This window comes from Lentzea flaviverrucosa, assembly GCF_003350445.1.
Lineage (GTDB): Bacteria > Actinomycetota > Actinomycetes > Mycobacteriales > Pseudonocardiaceae > Lentzea > Lentzea californiensis.
This window is the reverse complement of record NZ_QQAU01000003.1, coordinates 257,069-280,279: the sequence shown is the minus strand read 5'-3', so window position 1 is coordinate 280,279 and position 23,211 is coordinate 257,069. Positions and strand designations below refer to the sequence as shown.

At 67.7% G+C, this 23,211-nt stretch carries 16 protein-coding genes; 7 read left to right on the top strand and 9 right to left on the bottom strand.

The window, feature by feature from the left end; all coding sequences use genetic code 11:
* The first annotated feature begins 166 nt into the window (after positions 1 to 166).
* Positions 167 to 6,256, top strand: coding sequence for a bifunctional acetaldehyde-CoA/alcohol dehydrogenase (adhE, locus tag DFR72_RS11140; protein ID WP_143086577.1), 6,090 nt, complete (start codon positions 167 to 169; stop codon positions 6,254 to 6,256).
* Positions 6,257 to 6,315: 59 nt separating this feature from the next.
* Here the strand turns inward: adhE and DFR72_RS11135 are convergent, their stop codons facing one another.
* From DFR72_RS11135 to DFR72_RS11110, 6 genes are all read right to left on the bottom strand, one after another.
* Complete coding sequence (locus DFR72_RS11135) at positions 6,316 to 7,431, bottom strand: cytochrome P450 (protein ID WP_090062835.1); 1,116 nt, start codon at positions 7,429 to 7,431, stop codon at positions 6,316 to 6,318.
* A gap of 160 nt (positions 7,432 to 7,591) precedes the next feature.
* Positions 7,592 to 8,779, bottom strand: a complete 1,188-nt coding sequence (locus DFR72_RS11130; protein WP_245982895.1) for a beta-ketoacyl-[acyl-carrier-protein] synthase family protein — start codon at positions 8,777 to 8,779, stop codon at positions 7,592 to 7,594.
* A gap of 47 nt (positions 8,780 to 8,826) precedes the next feature.
* The gene (locus tag DFR72_RS11125) at positions 8,827 to 9,057 is read right to left on the bottom strand and encodes an acyl carrier protein (RefSeq protein ID WP_090062839.1); all 231 of its coding nucleotides are present in this window, start codon (positions 9,055 to 9,057) and stop codon (positions 8,827 to 8,829) included.
* Positions 9,058 to 9,066: 9 nt separating this feature from the next.
* The gene (locus DFR72_RS11120; protein ID WP_170176216.1) at positions 9,067 to 9,816 is read right to left on the bottom strand and encodes an enoyl-CoA hydratase/isomerase family protein; all 750 of its coding nucleotides are present in this window, start codon (positions 9,814 to 9,816) and stop codon (positions 9,067 to 9,069) included.
* A complete protein-coding gene (locus DFR72_RS11115; protein ID WP_211335383.1) occupies positions 9,813 to 10,808 on the bottom strand; it encodes a beta-ketoacyl-ACP synthase III in 996 nt (331 codons plus the stop codon). The genes DFR72_RS11120 and DFR72_RS11115 overlap by 4 nt, the downstream gene beginning before the upstream one ends.
* Before the next feature lie 123 nt (positions 10,809 to 10,931).
* Positions 10,932 to 11,726, bottom strand: coding sequence for an IclR family transcriptional regulator (locus DFR72_RS11110; protein WP_256237736.1), 795 nt, complete (start codon positions 11,724 to 11,726; stop codon positions 10,932 to 10,934).
* Positions 11,727 to 12,159: 433 nt separating this feature from the next.
* On the opposite strand from DFR72_RS11110, the gene DFR72_RS11105 reads away from it, so the two are divergent.
* Positions 12,160 to 13,476 (top strand): salicylate synthase, encoded by a 1,317-nt coding sequence (locus tag DFR72_RS11105; RefSeq protein ID WP_090062844.1) that lies wholly within the window; start codon positions 12,160 to 12,162, stop codon positions 13,474 to 13,476.
* A 12-nt stretch (positions 13,477 to 13,488) separates the two neighbouring features.
* Here DFR72_RS11105 and DFR72_RS11100 read toward each other — a convergent pair whose 3' ends face one another.
* Together DFR72_RS11100 and DFR72_RS11095 are read right to left on the bottom strand one after the other, a co-directional pair.
* Entirely contained in the window at positions 13,489 to 16,359 is a 2,871-nt protein-coding gene (locus DFR72_RS11100) for an ATP-binding protein (RefSeq protein WP_090062845.1), read from the bottom strand.
* 883 nt (positions 16,360 to 17,242) lie between these two features.
* Positions 17,243 to 17,974 (bottom strand): IclR family transcriptional regulator, encoded by a 732-nt coding sequence (locus DFR72_RS11095; RefSeq protein ID WP_170176213.1) that lies wholly within the window; start codon positions 17,972 to 17,974, stop codon positions 17,243 to 17,245.
* Between the two features lie 561 nt (positions 17,975 to 18,535).
* On the opposite strand from DFR72_RS11095, the gene DFR72_RS11090 reads away from it, so the two are divergent.
* The 5 genes from DFR72_RS11090 to DFR72_RS11070 all read left to right on the top strand — a co-directional run bounded on the left by DFR72_RS11090 (position 18,536) and on the right by DFR72_RS11070 (position 23,003).
* Positions 18,536 to 18,940, top strand: a complete 405-nt coding sequence (locus DFR72_RS11090) for a hypothetical protein (protein ID WP_090062848.1) — start codon at positions 18,536 to 18,538, stop codon at positions 18,938 to 18,940.
* A 7-nt stretch (positions 18,941 to 18,947) separates the two neighbouring features.
* On the top strand, positions 18,948 to 20,570 hold the full coding sequence (locus DFR72_RS11085) for a PPE domain-containing protein (protein WP_090062850.1): 1,623 nt from the start codon (positions 18,948 to 18,950) through the stop codon (positions 20,568 to 20,570).
* Positions 20,557 to 21,315, top strand: coding sequence for an ESX secretion-associated protein EspG (locus DFR72_RS11080; RefSeq protein ID WP_090062851.1), 759 nt, complete (start codon positions 20,557 to 20,559; stop codon positions 21,313 to 21,315). The genes DFR72_RS11085 and DFR72_RS11080 overlap by 14 nt, the downstream gene beginning before the upstream one ends.
* A 70-nt stretch (positions 21,316 to 21,385) precedes the next feature.
* Positions 21,386 to 21,874 (top strand): YbaB/EbfC family nucleoid-associated protein, encoded by a 489-nt coding sequence (locus DFR72_RS11075; protein WP_090062853.1) that lies wholly within the window; start codon positions 21,386 to 21,388, stop codon positions 21,872 to 21,874.
* A gap of 28 nt (positions 21,875 to 21,902) precedes the next feature.
* Positions 21,903 to 23,003, top strand: coding sequence for a WXG100 family type VII secretion target (locus tag DFR72_RS11070; RefSeq protein WP_143086578.1), 1,101 nt, complete (start codon positions 21,903 to 21,905; stop codon positions 23,001 to 23,003).
* Positions 23,004 to 23,053: 50 nt separating this feature from the next.
* Here DFR72_RS11070 and DFR72_RS45445 read toward each other — a convergent pair whose 3' ends face one another.
* Positions 23,054 to 23,203: a hypothetical protein gene (locus DFR72_RS45445; protein WP_170176212.1), complete on the bottom strand. Its 150-nt coding sequence runs from the start codon at positions 23,201 to 23,203 to the stop codon at positions 23,054 to 23,056.
* Positions 23,204 to 23,211: the final 8 nt, after the last annotated feature.

Genomic DNA, 23,211 nt, shown 5'->3' with positions numbered 1-23,211 from the left:
TCTGAATTCACGGGCCGTTGATCCGACGCTGCCCGGCGGCCTTCTTCAGAAACTGTCAGTCGACCCAAGGGCTGGAACGCAGGCTTCGGGTTTGAGCTTCGACGTCATTAGCGTGGCCTCGAATCTTGTTCTTCCCCATCACAGTCGCGTCGAAACGGAGTCCTCCGTGTCCACCGTGCACATCATTCCCGACGACCTCTCCTGGTTCGCCGAATCGTGCGGCGATCTCAACCCGTTGCACCTGGACCCGGACTACGCGGCCAGGAGCGGATTCGGCGCCGAAGTGGCACAGGGCGCGCTCACCGTCCTCCACGCACTAGCTCATCTGTCCACTGAGGACGCCATGTCGGTGAGGCGTGTCCGAGCGCGCTTCCACGCCCCGGTGTACCCGGGGCAGTCGTACTCACTGGACGTGGGGTCCGCGGAGAACGGGAACATCCGGCTCGAGATCTCCGACAGCGGGCAGCCGGTCGCGACCGTCGACGCGGGGCTCGGTGACACGAACAGCGCCGAGGTGGGCGAAGTGCGGGTGGGATCCGGAGATCGCGGCGAAGAGGTGGCTGACCGCGCACCGGCGGAACTCCAGGCGGGACAACGCATCCCGGTTTCCTACCGCAGCGGGCCCGGTGACTTCGCCGGTCTGCTCGGCCACATCCGCAGCGGGGTGCGGGAAGAAGTCGCACGACTGCTCGGCTGGGCGAGTTACCTGGCGGGCATGGAGGTTCCCGGCCGGCAGTCGCTCATCTCCTCCTTGACCGTCGAGTTCGACCCGGCCGCGGCCGGTGACGGCTCGATCCGGGTCGCAGCCGTGGACGAGCGCCGCGACATGGTGCGGTTCGGCGGTGCCCTTCCTGGCCTGGGGCGCGTCGAATTGGCCGTCGTCGCAAGGGCTGTCCCGTCCGAACCGGACGCGCACGCCCTGGCCGCCGCCCTCGTCGGCGGCCCGGACGTCGTCCTGACGGGCAAGGTCGCCGTGCTCACGGGTGGTAGTCGCGGCTTCGGAGCCGCGTTCGCTGCCGCCCTGGCTCTGCGCGGTGCACACGTGTACGTCACCCACCGCCGGGAGCCGGGCTTCCCGCCGGACCTGTTGGCCGGTCTCGGAACGGCTGCTGAGCGCGTGCACGCGGTGCGTTCCGACGCGGCCGATCCCGCGGAGTGCGCGCGGCTGCGCGAGCACGTGCTTGCTCGCGAGGGCAGGCTGGACCTCCTGGTGCTCAACGCGTTCCCGAGCTTCCAGCCGCTGTTGCCGGGGCCGGACACCGCCGACCGCGCCGCCGAGTACGTCACCTCGGCCGTCAACGCGGTCTCCGCACCGCTGTCCGCCCTGACCGAGCCGCTGTCGGTGTCCGGTGGTCAGGTCGTGCTCGTGTCCAGTGACGTGGTCTCCGGCGCCGCGCCGACCTGGCAGCACTACGTCGACGCGAAGCGCCGCTGCGAGGAACTGCTGCGCGCGACGCTCACCGAGAACCCCGTCCTCGGCGGGCTCGTCCTGCGGCCTCCGAGGCTGGACACGGGGTTCTCACCGACGGTGCGCGGAGTCGTCGACGGGCTCGCCGTCGAGGGAGTCGCCGCGGCCTCGGTGACCGGACTCGGTCAGGTGACCGCAGGCCAGGTCGAGGTGCTGGAGTCCTTCGCGCCCGTTGCCGAGCCGCCGGCGGCGAACCCCGAAGCGGCGGACGTCGGCGTGCTCGCCATCGCCGCGACCTTCACCACCGACCCGCTGGCGGAGCCGGTCGCCGCGTGGTGCCGCAGCCTCGGTTTCGGCCTGCGCCCGGTGCTCGCGCCGTTCGGCCAGGTCTTCCAAGAGTTGCTCGACCCCGCGAGCACCCTCGGGTCCGTGCGGTCGGGATGTGCGGTGGTGCTGGTGCGCTTCGACGACTGGCCGGTGGAGGAGACCGAGCGCAACCTGCGCGAACTCGCTGCGGCTGTGCGGTCGTTCACCGCTCGGACACGCGTCCCGCTGCTGCTCCGCATCTGTCCCAGCCCGTCGGTCGTCGGCGCGGATCCGCGCCAGCGAACGCTTTTCGACGACCTGCACGACACCTCGGGGGTGCACCTGCTCGGTGCCGAGGACTGGCACGGTGGCACCGATCCCGGTGACGTGCACGACGAGGCCCGCTACCGCATGGCGCACCTCGCCTACACCCCGGCGGGCTACGACGCCCTGGCCACGGGGATCGCCCGCTCGGTGCACGCCCTGCTCGCACGACCGTTCAAGGTGCTCGTCCTCGATTGCGACAACACGCTGTGGGCAGGTGTGGCCGGGGAGGACGGTCCAGAAGGGATCCGGCTGACCGACGGTCACCGCCGCCTGCAGGAGTGGGCCGTCGCCCTGCGCGAGCAGGGCGTGCTGCTCGCGCTCGCCAGCAAGAACGATCCGGAGACGGTGGCCGAGGTCTTCCGCGCTCGCGCCGAGTTCCCGTTGCGGTCCGACCACGTTGCCGCGCAGGCGATCGGGTGGGATCCCAAACCCGCCGGCCTGTCGCGGCTGGCGGCGGAGCTGAACCTCGGTCTCGACAGCTTCGTCTTCCTCGACGACAACCCGGTCGAAGTCGCCCAGGTCCGCGCTGGATGCCCAGGCGTGCTGGCGCTCACCGTGCCCGCCGAACAGGAGGCCATCAAGCCGTTCCTGGACCGCGTGTGGGCATTCGACCGCCTGGTGGTCACGGAGGAGGACCGCGGCCGCGCGGCCGCCTACGACGCCAACCGGGACCGTGGTGAACTCCGCCGGTCCTCACTGACCTTCGCCGACTTCATCGCGGGCCTGAACCTGGTCGTGGACATCACGCCCGCGACAGATGCAGACCTGCGGCGCGTCGCGCAGATGACCCAGCGCACCAACCAGTTCAACTTCAGCACCGTACGGCGGCAGGAGAACGAATTCCGCGCCTTGCTGGCGGAACCGGGCATGCGGTGCGACGTGGTGCGCGCCACGGACCGCTTCGGCGACCACGGCGTGGTGGGAGCGGTGATCAGCAGGCAGAACACCGACGAGCTGGTCGTGGACACCTTCCTGCTCAGCTGCCGGGTGCTCGGGCGGGGCGTGGAGCACCAGGTCCTGGCGGCGCTCGGATCGGACACGTCCACGAAGATCCGCCTGCCCTACGTTCCCACGGCCAAGAACGAGCCTGCTCGGCGCTTTCTCGACAGCGTCGCCGACGGAGTACCTGCGGCCGGCGGCACCGACTACCTGCTGACGGCGGAACGTGCCGCCGAGATCCGCTTCGATCCGGAGTCGGCCACTGCGACGGCCGATTCCCCGGCAGCTCCTGTGGCCGCGATGGTCGACGCGGGCCCGCGCCTGAGCACGCTTGTCGCGCTGGCAGAGAACTCGACGGGCGCACGCGAACTCGACGAGGCCGCGAGTGCCGGTCAGCGCGACGCTCTCGAAATCGTGATCGACGTGCTGACCGACGTACTCGCACTGCCACAGGGGGCGTTGACAGCGGACAGCGCGCTGGCCGGTCTTGGTGCCTCGTCACTCGCACTGGTCGAGGCCGCGGTCACGTTGCAGACGCATTTCGGTGCTGTGGAACTGGAAGTGTTCTACGAACACCGCACTGTCGGCGATCTTGCTGCCTCCCTCGGCCCGGTCGTCCATCGTCCGCCGTCTTCCGCCTCAGGCCAGGACGAGGCCGTGGAACCCCTCGTGAATGGTTTGGTCCGCGGCGCGCGGGAGGCTCTGGAGGCGTTCCACGCGCTGGACCAGGAGCAGATCGACCAGATCGTGGCGAAGGCCGCACGTGCCGCAGCGGCCAGTCATCTGGACCTCGCCGTGATGGCGGTCGCCGAGACGGAGCGCGGAGTCGTCGAGGACAAGGCGGTGAAGAACCTCTTCGCCGCGGAACACGTCACCAACAGCATGACCGGCCTTCGCACCGTGGGAGAGATCCGCCGCGACGAGCTCACCGGCCTGGTCGAGATCGCCGAACCCGTCGGTGTGGTGTGTGCGATCACGCCCGTCACCAACCCGACCTCGACCGTCGTGTTCAAGGCCCTGATCGCGCTCAAGACCAGGAATCCGATCATCTTCGCCTTCCACCACCTGGCTCCCGGCTGTGGTGCCGAGGCCGCCCGCATCGTGCGTGATGCCGCAGTCGCGGCCGGCGCGCCCGCTCACTGCGTGCAATGGGTGGACACGCCCAGGCGTGCGATCACCCAGGCGTTGATGAACCACGACGGCGTCTCGCTCGTACTGGCCACCGGCGGCAACGACGTCGTGCGCGCCGCACACTCAGCGGGCAAGCCGGCGATCGGTGTGGGAGCGGGCAACGTTCCGGCCTTCATCGCCGCCGACGCCGACCTGGCTCGCGCCGCGCACGACATCGTCCTGTCGAAGAGCTTCGACAACGGCATGACGTGCGCCGCCGAGCAGACTCTGCTGATCGACACCCAGGTGTACGACCAGGCAGTGGACAGGCTGCGTGACCGGCACGCACACGTGGTCTCCCTCCAGGAGAAGCGCGCTCTGGAGGACTTCCTGTTCGGCCCTGACGCGCGCAGGGACGGCAAGGTGTCCACCAACCCGGCCGCCTCCGGCCGTTCCGCGCACTGGATCGCCGATCGTGCCGGGTTCAGCGTGCCCGAGAACACTACGCTCCTGCTCGCCGAGGTCGGGGACATCGGCCCGGACGAACCGCTGACCAGGGAGAAGCCGTGCCCGATCGTTGCGGTGCTGCGCGTGGCCGGTTCTCGTGAAGGCATCAGGCGGGCTTCGGACGTCGTGGAGTTCCACGGCAAGGGTCACACGGCGGTCGTGCACACGGCCGACGAACGTCTGGCCGAGGACTTCGGCAACGGCGTCAAGGCGGTGCGAGTGGTGTGGAACTCCCCGGCCGCGCAGGGCGGCATCGGTGACCTCTACAACGCCTTCCTCCCCTCGATGACCCTCGGATGCGGCAGCTACGGCGGGAACTCGGTCTCCGGCAACGTGACCGCGGCGAACCTGCTCAACATCCGCCGCATCGCCCGTCGCAACAACAACATCCAGTGGTTCAAGGTCCCACCCAAGATCTACTTCGAACCGGACTCGATCCGCTACCTCGGCGAGATGGCCGGAGTGCACCGGGTGAGCATCGTGACCGGTCGCACCGTGGCCAAGCTGGGCTACGCGGACAAGGTGCGGTCCGTGCTGGCCGGCAGGCCCGGACCCGTGGCGGTGCAGCTGATCGACTTCGTCGAGCCCGAACCGTCGCTGCAGACGGTGCACCGCGGTGCGGAGATGATGCGCGAGTTCCAGCCGGACACGATCGTCGCCATCGGTGGCGGCTCCTCGTTGGACGCCGGCAAGCTCATGTGGCTGTGGTACGAGCACCCCGAGGTCGACTTCGCCGAGGCGAAGGGACGGTTCGCCGACATCCGCAAGCGCCTCTACCGCTTCCCTGAACCGAAGCTCGCCAAGCTCGTGTGCGTGCCGACGACTTCGGGCAGCGGGTCGGAGGTCACCCCGTTCGCGGTGGTCACCGACCGGGAGACGGGCCGCAAGTACCCGCTGGCGGACTACGCGCTGACCCCGAGCGTGGCCATCGTCGACCCGGTGCTCGTGCGTTCGCTCCCGGCGGGACTCGCCGCGGACTCCGGGTTCGACGCGCTCACCCACGCCACCGAGGCCTACGTCTCGGTCTACAGCAACGACTTCACCGACGGGCTGTGCCTGCAGGCGATCAAACTGATCTTCGAGAACCTCGAGGACTCCGTGCTGCTCGGCACGGAGAAGGCGCGAGAAGCGATGCACAACGCGGCCACGATCGCCGGCATGGCATTCGGAAGCGCATTCCTGGGCATCGTGCACGCCATGTCGCACACGCTCGGTGCGACATTCGGCCTGGCGCACGGCCGGACCAACGCGTTGTTGCTGCCGCATGTGATCCGCTACAACGGGCAGCCACCGTCGAAGCTCACCGGCTGGCCCAAGTACGAGAACTACCAGGCACCAGAACGGTTCCAGCACATCGCCCGCACCCTCGGGCTGCCCGCCGCCACGCCGGAGCAGGGAGTGAGCTCCTACGCCGCCGCGGTCGAACGGCTGCGCTCGGCGGTGGGGTTGCCCGCCTCGTTCGCGGAGGCCGGGGTGCCTCAGGCGCCGTTCATGAACTCGTTGGCGCAGCAGGCACTCAACGCGTTCGACGACCAGTGCGCTCCGGCCAACCCCCGTCAGCCGATGCTCACCGACATGGAGGAACTGATGCGCACCGCGTACACCAACGGTGTGGTGGAGCTGGAGAACATGCACGCCTCGGCCTACAGCCGCCGCTGAACGAAGTCCGGCGGGGTCCGCTTCCGCGGACCCCGCCGGGGTCGTGGACCGTGCGACGCCTACTTTTCAGCGTGCTGAGCTCCTGTTCGCACCTTCAAGCTGATGATGTCGGTGAAGGTCGGTCCAGGTTTGCGGATCACGTCCTGCGCCTGCCGCATGTGCGGCACGTGGGGCGATATCGATCGCATTCCTGCATCGAACTGCACCTTGGCCAAGGACGCGCCCACGCAGTGGTGCATCCCGAACCCGAACGCCAAGCTCTTCTCACTCTTCCGCTCCGGGACGAACACCCCTGGCGTCGAGAACTTCTCGCTGTCCCGACTTCCCGCGCCGACTCCGATGTGCACGAACTGGCCCTGTGCGATCGGACTGCCGTCGATCTCGGTCGGTCGGGCCGCATACCTCGACACCAGTTTCACCGGTGGGTCCCACCTGAGCACTTCGTCCGCGAACGCGGTGCGGTAGCCGGCGTCAGAGGACAACCGTTCGATCGGCGTCGCGTCCCTCGTCAGCACCTCGAACAAGGCGGACGACAGCAGCGCGCTCGACGTCGTGATCCCTGCCTCGATCAGGGTGTAGCAGTTCATCAGGACCTCTTCGCGCGGCCGGCCTCCCCACTGGTGCAGAAGGCTGCCAGGCTCGAACTCGTGGTCCTCGGACAACTTCGCTTCGAGGTACGACTTCAGCTCCACTGCGGAGCGATCGGCCTGCGACATCTCCGACGGACGTCTCGCGATGTCACCCACCGCGATGATCTGCTGTGCCAACAGACCGAGACGTGCCGCGTCGGCGACCGGTAGACCGATCATCCTCGCAGCCGTCTCACTCGCGAGCAGCCGGGAGAAGTCGCCCACCAGGTCGACCTGTTCGCCACGTCGGAGCCTGCCGACCAGGTCCGCGGAAAGGCGCTGGGCGACGTCGCCGATCATGCCGTAGAGTTCGCGCACCCGGCGTGCCGTCAAGCCGGCGGACAGGGGGCGCCGGCTCGCGGTGTGCAGGGGCGGGTTCTGCTGGATCGTGCTGTCGCACATCGCCACGGTGGCGAAGCTCCTGCGCCAGTCCGGCGTTTCCTCGTCGCGCCAGGTGGCGTCCGGGAGCAGGAGGCGCTCATCGGTGAACGCCTGCTGCACCCCGCGGTGGGACAGGACCAGCGCCCCGCCCCACGGAAGTTCCACGACGCGACCGTAGCCGCGCAGTTCGTCGTAGAGGGCCTGTGCGTCCCCCGGGTTCGAACATCTGACCCAGGCTTTGACCAGCTGAGCGGGCGGTCGCGCAAGCTGCGCGTTCGAATTCGACCACACGAGAGCACCTGACCTAGAAGTGGGTGAGAACGAATCACGGCTTTCCGAGCAGCACCGTCGAGTTGTGACCGCCGAAGCCGAAGGAGTTGCTGACGGCCAGTTCGACGCCGACGTGCTGCGCCTTCTCGCGGACCAGGTTCAGTGGTGCGGCCGCTGGGTCGGGTTCGTCGAGGTTGGCCGTCGGCGGCACGATCCCGTGATGAACGGCGAGGGCCGAGAACGCGGCTTCGACTGCTCCGGCAGCGCCCATCATGTGGCCGGTGACGCCCTTGGTGGAGCTCACCATCACGCTGGCCCCGAACACCTCCGAGATGACGCGGGCCTCGACGGCGTCACCTTCCGGTGTGCCGGTGGCGTGCGCGTTGACGTAGCCGACCTCGCCCGCGGTGACGCCGGCCCGGTCGAGTGCCTCGCGCACCGCGAGCGCCGCGAACCTCCCGCTCGGCTCTGGTGATGTCAGGTGGTACGCGTCGCAGGTGGACGCATGACCGAGCACTCTGGCGTACGGGACCGCTCCGCGTGCCCTGGCATCGGATTCGCGTTCCAGGACCAGAACGGCCGCACCCTCTCCGAGCACGAACCCGTCCCGCTGCCGGTCGAACGGTCGTGAGGCGGAACCCGGATGGTCGAGCCTGCGCGAGAGGGCACCGATCTTGTCGAACGCGGACGCCACCACGGGAGTGACGGCGGCGTCCGCACCACCGGCCAGCGCCACGTCGCACTGTCCCCAGCGCAGAGCGTCGGCGGCCGCTCCCAGGGCGGTGGTTCCTGCGGCACACGCGGTCGTCACGGCGAAGACCGGCCCGTGCAGGCCGAAACGCGCGGCAATCGCTGATGCGGCGCTGTTGCCGATGCCCATGGGGACCGTGAGCGGGTGAACTGCCCGGGAACCTCGGGCAGCCAGCCGTTGTGCCTGTTCCTCCCACGTCCCGACACCGCCGAAAGCCGTGCCCATGACCACGCCGGCCCGCAGGTTCACGCCGAAGCCGGGGAGGTGTCTCGAATCTTCGACCGCCTCCTGAGCCGCGGCGACCGCGAACTGCGTGAAGCGATCCATGCGGCGCGCTCCTGAGCCGAGCAGAGCGACAGGATCGAAGTCCGGCACGGCGCAGGACAACGTGACCGGCGACGACGCCAGCCTGGCGTCGGGTGCCGCGCGGGTGGTGCCGTCGCAGACAGCCGCCCAGCTGCTGGTGGTGTTGTTCCCCGCCGGTGTGATCATCCCGATCCCGGTGATCACGACGCTTTCGGAGGCCGAGACCAGGCGGCTCATGGCGCTGCGACGCCCGCCGAGGTGAGGAGATCGGCGAGGCCGTCGATGGTGGTGTCACCGGTGATGGCCCGGTCGTCGATGGTCGCACCCAAGTTGTCCTCGAGGTAGGCGCCCAGCTCAGCGCGCGTGAGCGAGTCGACGTCGAGCTCGTCGAGGGTGAGTCCGGGCCTCGGTACGGCCTCCATGTCGAACCGGTTCTTCAGAAGGTCGCTCAGGTACTCGTACATCTCTTCTCCTCACTGAATGTTGCGGAACTTGTTCACGAGTGCTCGTTCTTCCAGTGCGAGGCTGCCTTCCGGCAGGAGGCCGCGCCGGCATGAATCGAGGTGACGCTTGAACTCGGCCACGGCGGAAGGGGGGTAACGGCTGCACCGCGCGATCGCGCGGTTCACCGTGCTCTCCACCTCGTCGGCTTTGCCGTGGAAGTGCACGATGTTCTTCCTCTGGGCTTCCTCCGCGCTCAGCTGTCGTCCGAGGATGACCATCTCCCGCACGACGGAGGACCCCAGTTCGGCGTGGAGGCGTGAGAGCGCTCCACCCCAGGAGAAGGGGAAGCCGAGAACGAGTTCGGGCAACAGGTAGGTCGACCTCTCGTGGGCCACGCGAAGATCGCAGCACAGGGCGAGGACGAGACCCGCGCCGATCACCTTGCCGTGCAGGTCGGCGATCGTGACGCCCGGAAAGCGCTCGATGGACTGGCAGAGCTCGGATGCGTTCCCCGAGAGCAGCCGGGCCGTTGCCTCGAGTTCGCTCGTGTGGAACATCTTCTTCATCTCACGCCGATCCGCGCCCAGGCAGAACGAGTCACCCGCTCCGCTGAGAACCAGAACGCGAGCGGACCTCTCCGAGGCGTCTTCGACCGCCCGGGTCAACTCCTCGACCGTGCTCGTGTCGAGCACGTTCCCGTCCCGTCCGCCGTTCAGCCTCAACCGCACGACGCCGTCGGCCTCGCTCACCTCGACACGCTTCGAGACGTGACGGGTCACAGCTCGACCTCGGCGAGTTCGACCTCTCCCCAGCGAACTGCGGTGGACGCCCAGGTGAGACCTCCTCCGAAGGCGGTCATCACCACGCGATCACCGACGCGCAATGCTCCGGCGGTGATCGCGTGCGCCAGGGCGAGCGGAATCGAAGCGGCTGCCGTGTTCCCGGTCTTCTCCAGCGAGACGACGGCGCTGCCGGCTGACATCGACAGCTTCTTCGCCACCGCGTGGATGATTCGTTCGTTTGCCTGGTGAGGCACCAGAACATCTATCTCGTCGACTCTCCAGGAACAGCGTTCGGAGACGGCTTTCACCGATTTCGACATGGTGTCGATGGCACGGAGGTAGACTTCCGGCCCGCTCATGGCGAAGTAGTTTCGCGCCGCATCTCCGCAGTCGTCGACCGGCCCCACCCGGATCAGATCGCATCCGTTGCCGTCGCTGCCCCAGTCGCCGGCCAGGACCGTGCTGCCGAGCGGAGTTTCCTCCGCCGTCAGAAGAGCTGCGCCTGCACCGTCTCCGAAGATCACGGAAGTGGCCCGGTCGTCAGGATCCAGGATTCGGGAGTAGGCCTCGGAGGCGACGATGAGGATGTTCCTGAAGGAGCCTGACCGGATCAAGGACGAAGCGACGTTGGTCGCATACAGGAACCCGCTGCACACCGCCGAAATGTCGAAAGCGGGCACGAACCCCAGGCCGAGCCGGCTCGCGAGCTGTGGTGCCATGGCGGGGCTCGGGCGATCAGGGCTGGAGGTCGCGAGCATCACCAGGTCCACCGCGTGGCACCCAGCCGCTTCCAGCGCGGCGGCGCCTGCGGACGCGGCCATGGACAGGACCGGATTCTCTCCGGCGGCACGTCTCCTCTCCGCAATACCCGTCCTGCTCCTGATCCAGTGGTCCGTGGTGTCCAGCCTCTGCGACAGGTCGGCATTGGTCACCTTCGTCGCGGGAAGACACGTGGCTATCGCGGTGATCGCCGCAGTCGGCGGAGGCACAATCGTGGTCCTTGGTGTCGATTCCGGTGGTCAAGTCCGAGATCTGCGTGGAAGGCCGGCTTCACAGCCGTTGTGTCTCAACGAAGTCGTGACGATCAATGCGTTCGTGACGGACAGCCGGGGTCATCCGGCGACCTGGTGGCCGGAGGGAGTGGAGTGGAGTTCCCGGGTCGCGGTCTCGGCCGCCTGGTGGACGCGGCGCGCAATGGCGTCCGGGGTGAGGCGGTGCACGGGACCGATCGCGGAAATCGTGCCGATGAGAGCCGGGCCGGGCCCCCAGACAGGTGCCGCGACGCCGGTGAAGCCCGGGAGCCACTCACTGCGGTCGAAGGCGATGCCGTACTTGCGAATGCCGGTCAGCGCGGACTGAAGACCCTCCGCGGTGGTGATGGAGGCGGGAGTAAGGGCCTTCAGCCCCTGGGCGCACAGGACGGAGAACAGACCGGGGTCGCCGGCCAGGAGGATCTTCCCCGGGGCGGTGCAGTGCAGCGGAAGCGGGCCGCGCAGACGCGTCGCGAGTTCGCTCGACTGCCTGCCGTGCAAGCGTTCGACGATGCGGGCCTTGGTGCCGCACCGGATGGAGAACTGGACGGCCTCGCGGGTGGTCTCGTAGAGGTCCGCGAGGACGGGGAGCAGTAGTTCACGGGTGCGATCGGAGATGCCCAGAGGCACGGCACCGGACAGCTCGGTGATCTTGGCCGTGAGGAGGAACCTGTTGTCGATCATCTCGACGAGGCCCTCTGACCGCAGAAAGCCGACCATGCGGTGAACGGTGGACTTCGGGAGATCGGCGTGCCGGGTGAGTTCGGTGAGTGATGCCGCGCCTTCGCACAAGCCGAAAGCTTGAAGCACGGACAACACCTTCGTGGCCGCGGTGCGCGTTGAAGTCCGGGAGTCTCGCGGGGACTGCACCGTCATCACCGTGGCAGGGGGCGGAAAGGCGGTGGGTTGCTTGGTGATCACGACTGGTCCCTTCGCCTGTGGGTTCCTCCTCACCGTATGAAGGGTGCTGCGGCGTGGAACTACGGAGTTCCGCACCATTGAATCCGGAGGGATGAACCCGCAGATCGCAGGCTTACCGTTGTCGCCTCAGGGGTCCGCAGTGCTGCCGTGCTTCGCCCAGACATGTGGGTCACCTGTGGACAAGGGGTTGACATGCGAGAGATCCACTGGCTGGCATGGGCGGTGCTTCAGGTGGATGCATGAAGATCCTCGTACCATTTTTTCGGCGAATGCTCACACAAACGTGCCAACCCTTGGGACGTCCCCCAGCGTGGCACGCTTTCTTGGCATGGGGCCGATCACTGCCTAATTTCTGATCATCGTTCACATGCTCGCCGAGGAGCTTGTAATGGCCGTTCACACGGACCCCTCTCCCAGGTCGTCCGCCGAGTTCGCCGCTTCCCTGATCCGCACCGGGTTCTTCGACACGTACTTCGTCTACGAGCACGGCACGGTCTGGACGGTCGCCTGGGGTGTGCGTGTGGAGATCGTGGTCAACGCGACACGTGTGCGAGTTCGGCGCGACTCGGTGGAGGAATCGTGGCCGACCGTCGGCGGGCCCCTGCGGGCCGCACACGAGGCACTGGAGCGGCTGGCACTGAGTGATTGGACGGCGTGTGGCTGGATCGCGTTCGAAGCCGTGCACGTTCTGAACGGTCGTCCAGACCTCGCGGGCGACTCGGACGTCGTGCATCTCGTGGTGCCCGAGGTGGAGGTGCGCATCGAGCGCGGCAGGGCGAGTGTCGTACGAGGCGGCGACCCGCGGCTCCACGCGTTGCTCGAACACTTGCGCACGGCTCCCCCTGCGAACATGCCTGCTTCACGACGTGCAGACGTCCCGGTGGACGTGAACGCCGACAGCGGTCGGTACCGCGAGGCGGCGCTGGAGGCGCTGGAGGAGATCCGTTCCACCGAACTGCGCAAGGTGACCTTGTCGCGCAGCGTTCCGGTGGGCGAGCCCGTCGACTTCGTGGAGACGTACCTGGCCGGGCGTGCGGCCACCGCACCGGCACGATCGTTCCTGCTGTCGATCGGAGGGCTGACGGCGACGGGGTTCTGTCCGGAGACGCTGCTGGAGGCGCGCCCCGACGGAAAGGTGTCGACTCAGCCGCTGACGAGGACTCGCGCGCTCGTGGGCAACGAGCTGGAGACCGAGCGGTCGCGTGCCGAGATGTCAGCGGATGCGGAAGCGGTGTACGCGCACGCGATCGCGGTGAGCTCCGCGTTCGACGAGTTCAACGAGGTGTGCGAGCCGGGTTCGGTGGTGGTGGACGAGCTGGTGGCCTTCAGGACTCGGGGATCCGTTCAGCACCTGGCATCGCGGCTCTGCGGGCGGTTGGCCGGGGGGAAGACCTCGTGGGACGCGTTGGAGGCGCTGTTCCCCGCTGTCGCGACCTCGGGTGCGCCGAAGAGGGCAGGGTGTGAGTTCATCTCCCGATCAGAAGCCACTCCACGGGGCATCTATTCGGGCGCGGTGCTGCTCGCGTTGGACGACGGGTTTCTGGACGCCGGCTTGGTCTCGCGCGCGGTGTACGAGACCAGGGGACGGCGGTGGTTGCGCGCGGGTGCGGGGATCGTCGCCTCCTCGTCGCCTGAGCGGAAGTTCGAGGAGACGCGCGAGAAGTTGCGCGACATCTCCTCGTACCTCGTGACGGGCCCAACGTGACAGAGGCCGTTCCTACCCGCCGTTGCCGGACGAGTGGAGCACTGCGGCCAACTGCGTGCGCCGCCGGATTCCGAGCTTGCGGTAGATGTTCGTGAGGTGGAACTCGACGGCTCGTCGGGACACGGACAACTTGCGGGCTACCTCGTCGTTCGACTCGCCCGCGGCGACCAGGCCCGCCACGCGGTGTTCGTGCGGTGTCAGGGGAGAGTCTGCGGGAACGTGCAGAGCCGACAGGGCGTCGGACCGTTCCACCGCCTCCGGTGGCAACTCGGCGAGCTTGGCGAGCAACGGCAGCGATCCGCACTGCTGCGCGATGTCCTTCGCCTGAGCCAGCTCGTTCCGCGCGAGTTCCTGCTGCCCGTGGTGCCATCTCGCCGTCCCGAGTTCGACAAGGACCTCCGTGCGCAGCAGCAGTGCCGGTGCGTCGCGCAGAACCTGTTCGGCCTCGATGAGCCAGGGCAACGCCGCCGCGCCGCCGGTCGCGACGCCGACGCTGAGCAACGCGCGAGCCACAGCCGACGCCGAGGTCCACTTCTTGGCCAGCTCGAGTTCCTCGAGAGCGAGGTTCAGTGCCTCCCGTGACTGCCCCAGGCGGAGGTGCGCGACGACCGCGTGCGCCCGCCACGGCAGAAACGCAGGGCTGGTAGCACCCCACGACGTCAATCGTCGCCCGCACTCCAGCTGGTCTTCGAGCGCGCCGGCGGCGTCGCCCAGCTCCAAACGCAGGTGGCCGCGTCGGTGCAGGAGGTTGGTGTGGTGCCAGGTGGCCGGCAGTGGGCTGGCGAGGCCGATGGGGTCGACCAGCTCGGATGCCGTTTCAACGTCACCGAGGTGCAGCAGTGCGGGCAGGAGGGCGTCCAACGGCCAGGCGTAACCGGGGTGGTCGTGCTGCAGGTTCATCTGCTGGGCTTCGGCCAGCGCGAGCCTGCCTTCGTCGGCCGATCGCTCCAGCGCCCCGCGGAAGCGGTGCACTCGCGACCGCATCGTGTGCCCCAGAAGGGAGATCAAGTCCAGTTTCTGGCGCCGCGCTTCCTGGATCGCCTCAGTGGCGTACCGCATGGCCAGCTCGAACTCGTCGACCAGGATCAGTTGGTTGATCGCGGCCATCATCCGCGGGTCCTGCATGAACGACACCGCGCCTGCGGACAACGCGACCAGAGCGGCCTCGCGACATGTCGCGAGGTCTTCGCCGCGGTTGCCCAGATCCTGCGCGACCAGCGCCGCCAGCTTGCGCCCACGAGCGTCAGCACGCCGCCAGTCGCCGGAGAAGTCGGCCGGGACGAGGTCGGCCTGCTCGGACTTCTCGGTCGGCACGGTGACCCGGAGCACGAGGCGCAGCTGAGCGGAGAACTTCGGTGCGGAGGCGCAGATCCTGTCGATCGATTCGCGCAGCGCACTGCGCGCGCTTTCATCCTGCCCGTCGGCGTGCAGCAGATCGGACAGCACCGAGACGACGTCGAAGAGGAGTTCGGGCTCCTCGATGTTCTCCAAGGCCTGCTCGAAGTGCGTGGTCGCAAGACGGGTGTCGAAGTAGGTCTCGGCGCGACCGAGCTTGATGAGCAGCTTCGTCCTGAGCTCAGCCGGCACGTCTTCCTGCAGTGCCCTGGAGAGGAAACTCGCGGCCGTGATCACGTCACCGTCGTTCAGCAACTCGTCCGCTGTCCTGCGCAACGCGTCTGCGGCCCACCCGCCGAGTTTCGAGGTGGTGCACTGGACATGCCGTGCGATGAACGCCGCTTGTGCCTGGGACTCGTGCAGAAGTGCGGCGGCTCGCGCGTGGAGGTCGTCCCTGACGGCGTGAGTGATCGAGTTCGCGATCGCGTTCTTGATCACGGAGTGGGTGAAAGCCGGCTTCTCGGCATCGGTCATCAGCCCCATCTGCGCCAGCTGGCGAACGCCGTCGGCAGCAGCGGGCAACGGCATGTCCGCCACCTCGGCCGCGAGCTTGAGATCCAGCGGTTCCACCACCGCGATCGTCCTGGCGAGCTGGACCAGTTGGCTGGACTCGCGGTTGAGCCGGGCCAGCACCGACTCCCCCAGCTCCTGCGGCCCGTACGAGGTCAGGGTCTTCAGCGCGTCGGCATCAGGTCCGCACGAAGCCTCCCTCATCGCCGTCAGCAGGTAGCGGAGCACGAGGGGATTTCCCCCGGTCGCCGTGTGGCAGGCTTCGATGAACTCGGGTTCGGGCTGACGACCGAGCATCAGCTCGATGAACTTCGACAGCTCCTCCGTGCTGAACCCGCCGATCTTCACCCGCGTGGCGTAGATCTGCATCTCCGCGATCTGGAGCGGGTCCGCGGGATACACCCCCGTCGTGCAGCTGAGCAGGACTGCGAGTGGCAGCCTGGTTGCCCGGCGCACGAGGTAGTTGAGCCATCGCAGCGACGACACGTCGGCCCACTGCAGGTCGTCGACGATCAAGCAGACCGGTCCGCGATCCGCGAGCCCGCCCACGAGTTGGTACAGCTCGTAGTAGGTCTGGTGGACCGACAGCTCGTCGAAGCCCGCGGTGGTGCGTTTGCCCGCCCCGGACCTGTCTGCCGCGCCGCGGCCCGCGCCGATGATCGACCGCAGGGCATCCGACTCGGCCTCCGTGGCGAGCTCCTCGAACAGTTGCCGAACCACTGAGAACGACATGAACTTGTCGAGGTTGGACGTCACGGCACTGGCCACCTGGAACCCGCGCGCCCTGGCGACGTCGGCGGCCTCCTCCAGCAGTGTCGTCTTGCCGATCCCGGTGGCGCCCTCCAACAGCATCACCGTCGGCGCGCTCGCCTCCGCCGTGTCGAGTGCGCTGGCCAAGCGAGCCAGTTCACCGCTCCGCTGCGTGAGCCCAGGCGCGTCAGAGGAAATCTTGTGTGCCGTGTTGTACTGCCGAACCATCCACAAAGCTCCGTCGCGTGTTCGTCACTTCACCGACGTGCACAGTTCCGTGACCTCGTTCAGTTCCTCGTCGCGCCAGAGACTACGCACGTTCGCGTGCCAGAATCGATGTGAGTTGAAGTACCTGGGCAAGTCGCAAGCTGGAGTCGGGCAGGCTCGGCCCACCTTCTGCTCTGGTCTCCAGTCGTGCTGCTGACTCACAAAATCATCCGATCTCAGGCCTTAATTCCCTGCGACTCCGCATGGTTCGCCCAGTAAACGACTCAACTGATCCGATGAATAGCTCTCGCCCGTCTCACTACGAGACAAGGCCACAATGCCCGTGCGTGTTCGTATTATCATATTATCGGCCGAAAGGGTGGCCTGTCGATGTTCTGCCCTGAACACAGACCACGCTCAGTGCCCGAAATGGCGACCGAAATTCACCCCGGGTGTTCGCAACCAAATGAATCACGGTCAGGGTGAAACGGACAACGGATTGAAAAAGTCCGACGGGTGCACGCACTCTGTTCCGTGAATCGCTCGCCAAACTGCGCGAGGTCGTGTTGGACCTCTACTCCCACGCGAAGATGGCACCGCAGGCGGTGAGGTGTCACGACCAGTCGTGTCGCGCAACCACCTTGGAACGCGCAGGTGAGCGGGGGCTTGGCGGGCACCTGGGCTGGCGAAGAAGGTCGCCCAGTCGACACCGGCCCACGCACGCGCGCCATCGCACCGCCGTGGTCAGTGCGTCGAGGTCGGGACACGCAGCGCGTCACAGGAGCACGTCGATCCCCGCAGCTGCCGGACCCAGTGGTCGAGTTCGGTCATCTCTTCCGAGGCGAATCGCCCGGTCGGGGTGGACACGATCGGGATCGACGGGTCCGGGAGTCGGGCAAACGATTCAGTCAGATGCTGAGGCGCAGGCCGCGCTCTGCATCTCCCAAGTGGCGATCTCAGCCGCTTTGCGCACCTTGGGGGCGACTTCGTCCACCCGCAACCTGGCACTCGGGCCGACCACGGAGATGGCGCCGAGCAACACCCTGTCCGGCCCCCACACCGGAGCGGCCACACCGGCGAGACCGGAACGCCATTCGCCCCGGTCGAAGGCCACTCCGAACTTCCGCACGCCGGCCAGTTCCTCGTGCAACCGCGAGATCGACGTGATGGTCGCGGACGTGTGCTGTTCCAGGTTCGCGTCGATCCTGGACACCAGCAGGGGTGATCCGGCCAGCAGGACCTTGCCGGCCGCCGTGCAGGACAGGGGTGAGGCGTTGCGCAGCAGTCGCATCAATCCTGCTGATCTCCTGCCGTGCACACACGCCACAGTTCGAACCACGTCACCGGACAGAGCTGCCAGTTGCACCGCTTCACCGGACTGCCCGTGAAGATCAGTCAACCCCGGCATGAGCATTTCGCGCATGTGACGGGAGAACCTGCTCGGCACCGCAGCGGACAGCTCGGCCATCCTGGCCGTGAGCACGTAACCCTTGTCATTGACGTCCACCAGGCCCGCGGTGCGCAGAAAGCCGATCATCCGGTGCACGGTCGACTTGGGCAACTCCGTGTGCCTCGCCAGTTCCGCTGTGGAAGCCGAACCGTCGTGAGCTCCGAACGCCTGCAGTACCGTCAACACCTTTTCAGCGGCTCCAAGCGAGGCGGGCGTCTCATCACGCAGATTCCCTGCATCCTTCGACAGCCTCGCAGCCATGCGTTCCCCTTGCCGTGCGATCTGTTCGGCGCCGTCATCCCGGCCAGGACGTCTGGCTTCGGGCTGATCTCCGGCTCCACTTCCTCGAGTGAGTGGAAATCGAGCCGTTCACGAAGCCCTCGTCCCGCTCGATTTCGAACTTCCCGTTCCAATGCTATTCACGTTTGACCCGAGATGAACTGCGGAAATCCGCAGCGACCCTTTCGCACAGGCGAGATCAGCGAGACGTCCTCAACGGACGTAAGTCTGCCGCCGACCAGGTCACCGATCGACCGCAGAGCACCGGTCACCAGCTACCGCTGACCGCGACTGGTTCGCGATCCACAGCACCGAACTGCGGTTCTGCGTCCGGGCACTGCAGTTCTCCACAGTGCTCGGCAGTTCGTACTGCCGCACGGTGGAATCGCCGCCTGACTCTCAGCGCGCCACGAGCCAGCCGGGAGGAACCCCACCGCACGCAGGACCCACGCACATCTGGAGCAACTCATGGCAAACGACGGGAGCAGCTCGCCGGCCTCCGCGCGTCTGCGGGACGGCATCAACTCCGGTCAGGTGCAGATCGCCCCCTCCGCCGGAGAGGAACTCCGCAAGGCCCTGCAACACCAGATCGATCAGGTCGATTCCTGGTTGCACCGCGCCAACACCAGCATCGCTCGGCCCGCGGCTCTGGGTGCGAACGCGGTAGGTGACGCGATGAGGGAGAAGTTCACCACCAGAGCGACCGGTGAGCAGCACTCGTTCGTCAGCGTCATGACCGCGTACCGCACGGTCCTGGAACAGACGAAGTCCGCCGTCGTCGGAGCCATCGAGAACTTCACCGCACTGGACGAGGAGCACCAGGCCCGACTCCACCGGCTGTCGAACAGCGGATCCGACCAGAACGAGAGGTGAGCCGGCCATGCTCCCCGAGAACGTCCCGATCGAGCCCGACCGGGTGCTCACCGATCCGCAGAACTGGGCTGCGCAGTCACACCAGCAGCTCTACGACTCCGTGCACCACAACAACGATCCCGGTCAGTCGGGGGAGATCGGCGCCCAGTGGGCGAAGTACGCCTCGGAGCTCGTCGAGTGCGCGCGACAGATCACCGTGCACGTCACCGCGTCGGAGTCCCAGTGGACGGGTGACGCGGCCGACGGCGCTCGCACCGCGATGAGAAAGCTCGCCGACTGGGTGGACGAGACGGCTCGGACCGCGGTCGAAGTCGGTGACAAGGTCACCGAGCAGGGGCGTGTCATGGCGACCGCGCGTGCCCAGATGCCCGAACCGTTCGAGTTCGACTGGGCCGGCACGGCTGCTTTCCTCTCCCAGCCCGGCATCCCCTCGTTCGTGCGTGCCGCAGCCGACGTGTCCATCGCGAACTCCATCGCACGTGCCGTGCACGACCAGGCCGTCACCGTGATGACCGACATGGAGAACGACTCGCGGCGGATCGACAGTTCGACACCGGCGTTCAGAGCCCCGTTCAACCCGGTGACCGGGCAGGTCGAGGATCCGGCCATCGCGCTACGCGCGTTCAGCGGAGCTCCGGCCCCGTACACCGCCGAGGTACCTGTGGCCGAGCACCCGCAAGGCGGGAACAGCCACGTCATCTCCCCCTTGTCGCCCAGCGGCGGCGAACGCTCGGAACTGCCCCCGTCGAGCCCGGCCGGTCGAGGCCCGGGCGGGTACTCCCCTTCCTCCGCCGCGCCGGCCGGTGGCCACACCTACTTGACGCCACCTGTTCCCGGACAAGACGTGACTGCCGCAGCGTCCTACGCGCCATCGCAGCAGAACCAACAGTCGTACTCGCCCCAGGCCCCGGCTTCCGGCGTCACCCACACCGGCGGCGCGGACCACAAGCCTCACCTGCCCGCGAACGCCGGCCCCGCGGGTTTCACCCCGCAGACGCCGAAAGCCGGTGTCCGGACTCCCCCGCCGCACGTTCCGCAGAACGGTGTTCTCCCTTCCCGCCAGAACCCCGACGTGGTGCCGAAGCCGAATCCTGCTGCGAGCAGGGAGGCGCCGCTTCCCGCATCGACTCCACCAGCCCCCCGAGGCTCAGGCGGCGGGAGCGCGAACGGTGCGGGTAGCGGGAGCGGCCTGGGCAACCCGAACGGTGCGGGCGGCATGAGCGGCGCGGGTGGTCCGGGCGGAGGCGGCAGCGCTGGGCCTCTCTCGGCCGCGAAGGGCTTCGGTGGCGGAGGACCAGGTGGTGCCGCGAGTTCTGCTGCGACAGGCGCCGGGACGCAACCGGGCACCTCGGCTGGTGTGAACCCGGTTCAGGGGCGCTCCGGCAGCCCGTCGGGCATGACACCTCCCGGCGGCTCGTCCGCCGCCGTACCGGGCACCGGTGGCACAGGAGGCGCACCGCCCGGAGGTCCCGCCACCGGCAGGGGTGAGGAGGACAAGGAACACCGCTCGGCCGGTTACATCATCGGCGGCGACCTCTTCGAGGTACCCGGCAGTGACCTTCCACCGGCCGTGATCGGCGACACGAGGACGAAGAAGCAGTGGAAGGCCGACGGACGTGATCACTCCTGAGTTCGTGCTCTCTCAAAGGGAGTTCGACGTGCTGTGGCAGTCGCTGGGACTCGGCCGCACGCCGTACCCGCTCGACGTGCCGACGGAGGGCGCTACGGAGTCCGAGCGCAAAGCGTTGGTGCAGAACACCTTGGCGGGCCTGCGCGAACGCGGGCTGTTGCACGACGAGCGCCTGGAGGGACTCCTCGCCCTGCTCGGCGATCACGAGGTCTCCGTCGACGCGGTGGCAGGTCTGGGCCGCACCGTGCGTGCACTCGCGGTGGCGGCGGGTGAGCGTGCGGCGCTGGCGATCATCGACGACGACCAGGTCGGCTTGGTGACGATCCGCGCCACGGCCCTCGCCCGCGAGATCGTCGCGGTGCTACCACCTGGCACGCCCGGTCCCGGCAACGCCTTGTCCGTCCGGCTGCGGGCCCTCGAGGACGCCGTCAAGCTGCGAGACGACGAAGACGAGGACTCCGAGAGTCCCTGGCAGGAACCAAAAGCCGAGCTGGATGAGAAAGAGGCGCTACGCCGCTCCGGAATGTCCACTCAGGACGCTTTGGCGGTGAGCGAGCTCGCGGCGAACCGCACCGCCGGCGGCCAGTTCGGCGTCACCGTCCGGCAGCAACGTTCCGAGGTGCTGATCAACTGGTTCGACACGCCGCAGGGCCGTTACCTGATGGTCAACTCCGGTGGCTGGCTGAGCCTCTCACCGACCGACAACGACCGGATCGCCGTACGGATCGGCGCAGCCCTGACCTGAGGCGGATCCGACACCGGTCATCTCACGCACCACGCGCGCCGACACAACCGCCATCGTCGAAGGATCCACTTTGGACGCCACGCACCCGACCCGATGGGTCGAAGAGTTCGAAGCCAGGCTCGCAGATCTGCAGCAGAAGTCCCAGTCCCTGGAAGACGACATCGCTGCGTCGACCGCCACCGTGACGAGCAGGGACGGCGCCGTCACGGTCACCGTAGGCCCCAACGGCGGTCTGCAGAACCTCGTTCTTGGGCACCGCGCTGTCGAACTGGGCGCGGCACAACTGACCTCGCTGATCCTCTCGACCGCGCGGACGGCGCAGAAGGAGGCCGCGGGCAAGGTGCTCGAAGCCTTCAAACCGCTCGGTGAGGGCACCGAGGCCTATCAGATGGTCAGCCATGTGATCACCGCTGACGAAGAGCCGGAAACGGCCGCCGGTGACGAGGAACCGAACGAGCGCCGGGCACCGGTGAACACCCCCGCTCCTCAAGAGAGCCGACCGGTGCGCCGCCGGCGCCCAGCGGACGACGAGGACGGGGACGAGTCCCAGCCGTGGTGAACTCGCAGACAGGAAAGCAGGACCAGCGATGACGGAGACTCCGATCAGTTCTCCTCCGGGGATGGAGATCACCGAGGAGAACAAGTACAAGGGTTCGTTGTTCATCGAGGCCTACTCCGGCCTCATCGACAGCATCGGCAAGGACGCCGAGTCCGAGACCGAGAAGGCGCTGGACGTCACGTTCGGTGCCATCGGCGCCGCCTCGTCGACGGTGATGCTCGCGATCGACCCCCTGGGCAGCCTGTTCGGTGCCGGCGTCGGCTGGCTGATCGAACACGTCTCCTTCCTGCGCGATGCGCTCAACCAGGTGATGGGCAACCCCGAGGAGATCGAGGCCAACGTCGAGGCGACCAAGAACCTCGCGGCCGAACTCCGCGTGCTCGCCGAGGAGCACCGAAAAGGCCTGGCGACGTTCGACTGCTGGTCCGGTGCCGCGTCGGAACGTTTCGAGGGCTCCATGCGCAACTTCGGCCAGGAGCTCGACGAACTCGCCTCCGCCGTCGAGACGAAGGCCAAGATCGTCGCGATCATGGGCGTGCTCGTGACGGTGCTGCGCGACATCGTCCGAGACCTGATCGCCCAGTTGATCGGCTCGTTGATCGGCGGAGCGCTCCTCGCCGCGGCCACCATGATCCCGACGCTCGGCGCCTCGATCCCGGTCTTCATCGGTTTCGCCGTGGGCAAAGCGGTCGCATTGGGTGTGAACATCGCTTCGCGCATCGCCCGTGTCGTCGCCGCGCTGGCCCGCCAGGTCAAGCGGATCGGCGACCTCGACGAGATCATGAACAAGATCGGCAACGGCTGGGACCGCTTCGAGAACGCCGCTGACGTCGCCGAGATCACCTACGAGGGCGTCAAGGCCTCGAACAGCGTCGACAAGAAGATCGACGAGGCGCTCGAGAGCTCCGGGCGCGGCGACGGGCAGAAGCAGTCCGGCGGGCCTTCGGGTGGTGTGGGTGAAGACGACCTGGCCCGTCTGACACCGCTGGCCGACATCGCCCGAAGTGCCGGGCTGCCAGGACTCGCCGTGGGTGTCGCCATCGCCGCGAGTGCCGGTGAGAACGCCTCACCCGACGGCGGTTCGCAGCCCGCGCACTTCAGCGCGTCCGAGAACCCGGACGCCACCTAGGTCTTCCGATGGACGGGCCGCCTTCGAGCTGTCCGTCCGCGTCCGTCCCCTCACCGGAGAGAGCGCGCCATGGCCAAGGAACCCACCGATTCGAGCTCGTCGAACTCGTCCTCGAACCACGCGTCGAACCCGCCGTCGAGTTCGTCGCCCGGTTCCAGCGCCGGCAAGGCCGGGCCGACGGGCCGGTCGGGGTTCTTCATGGACCCCC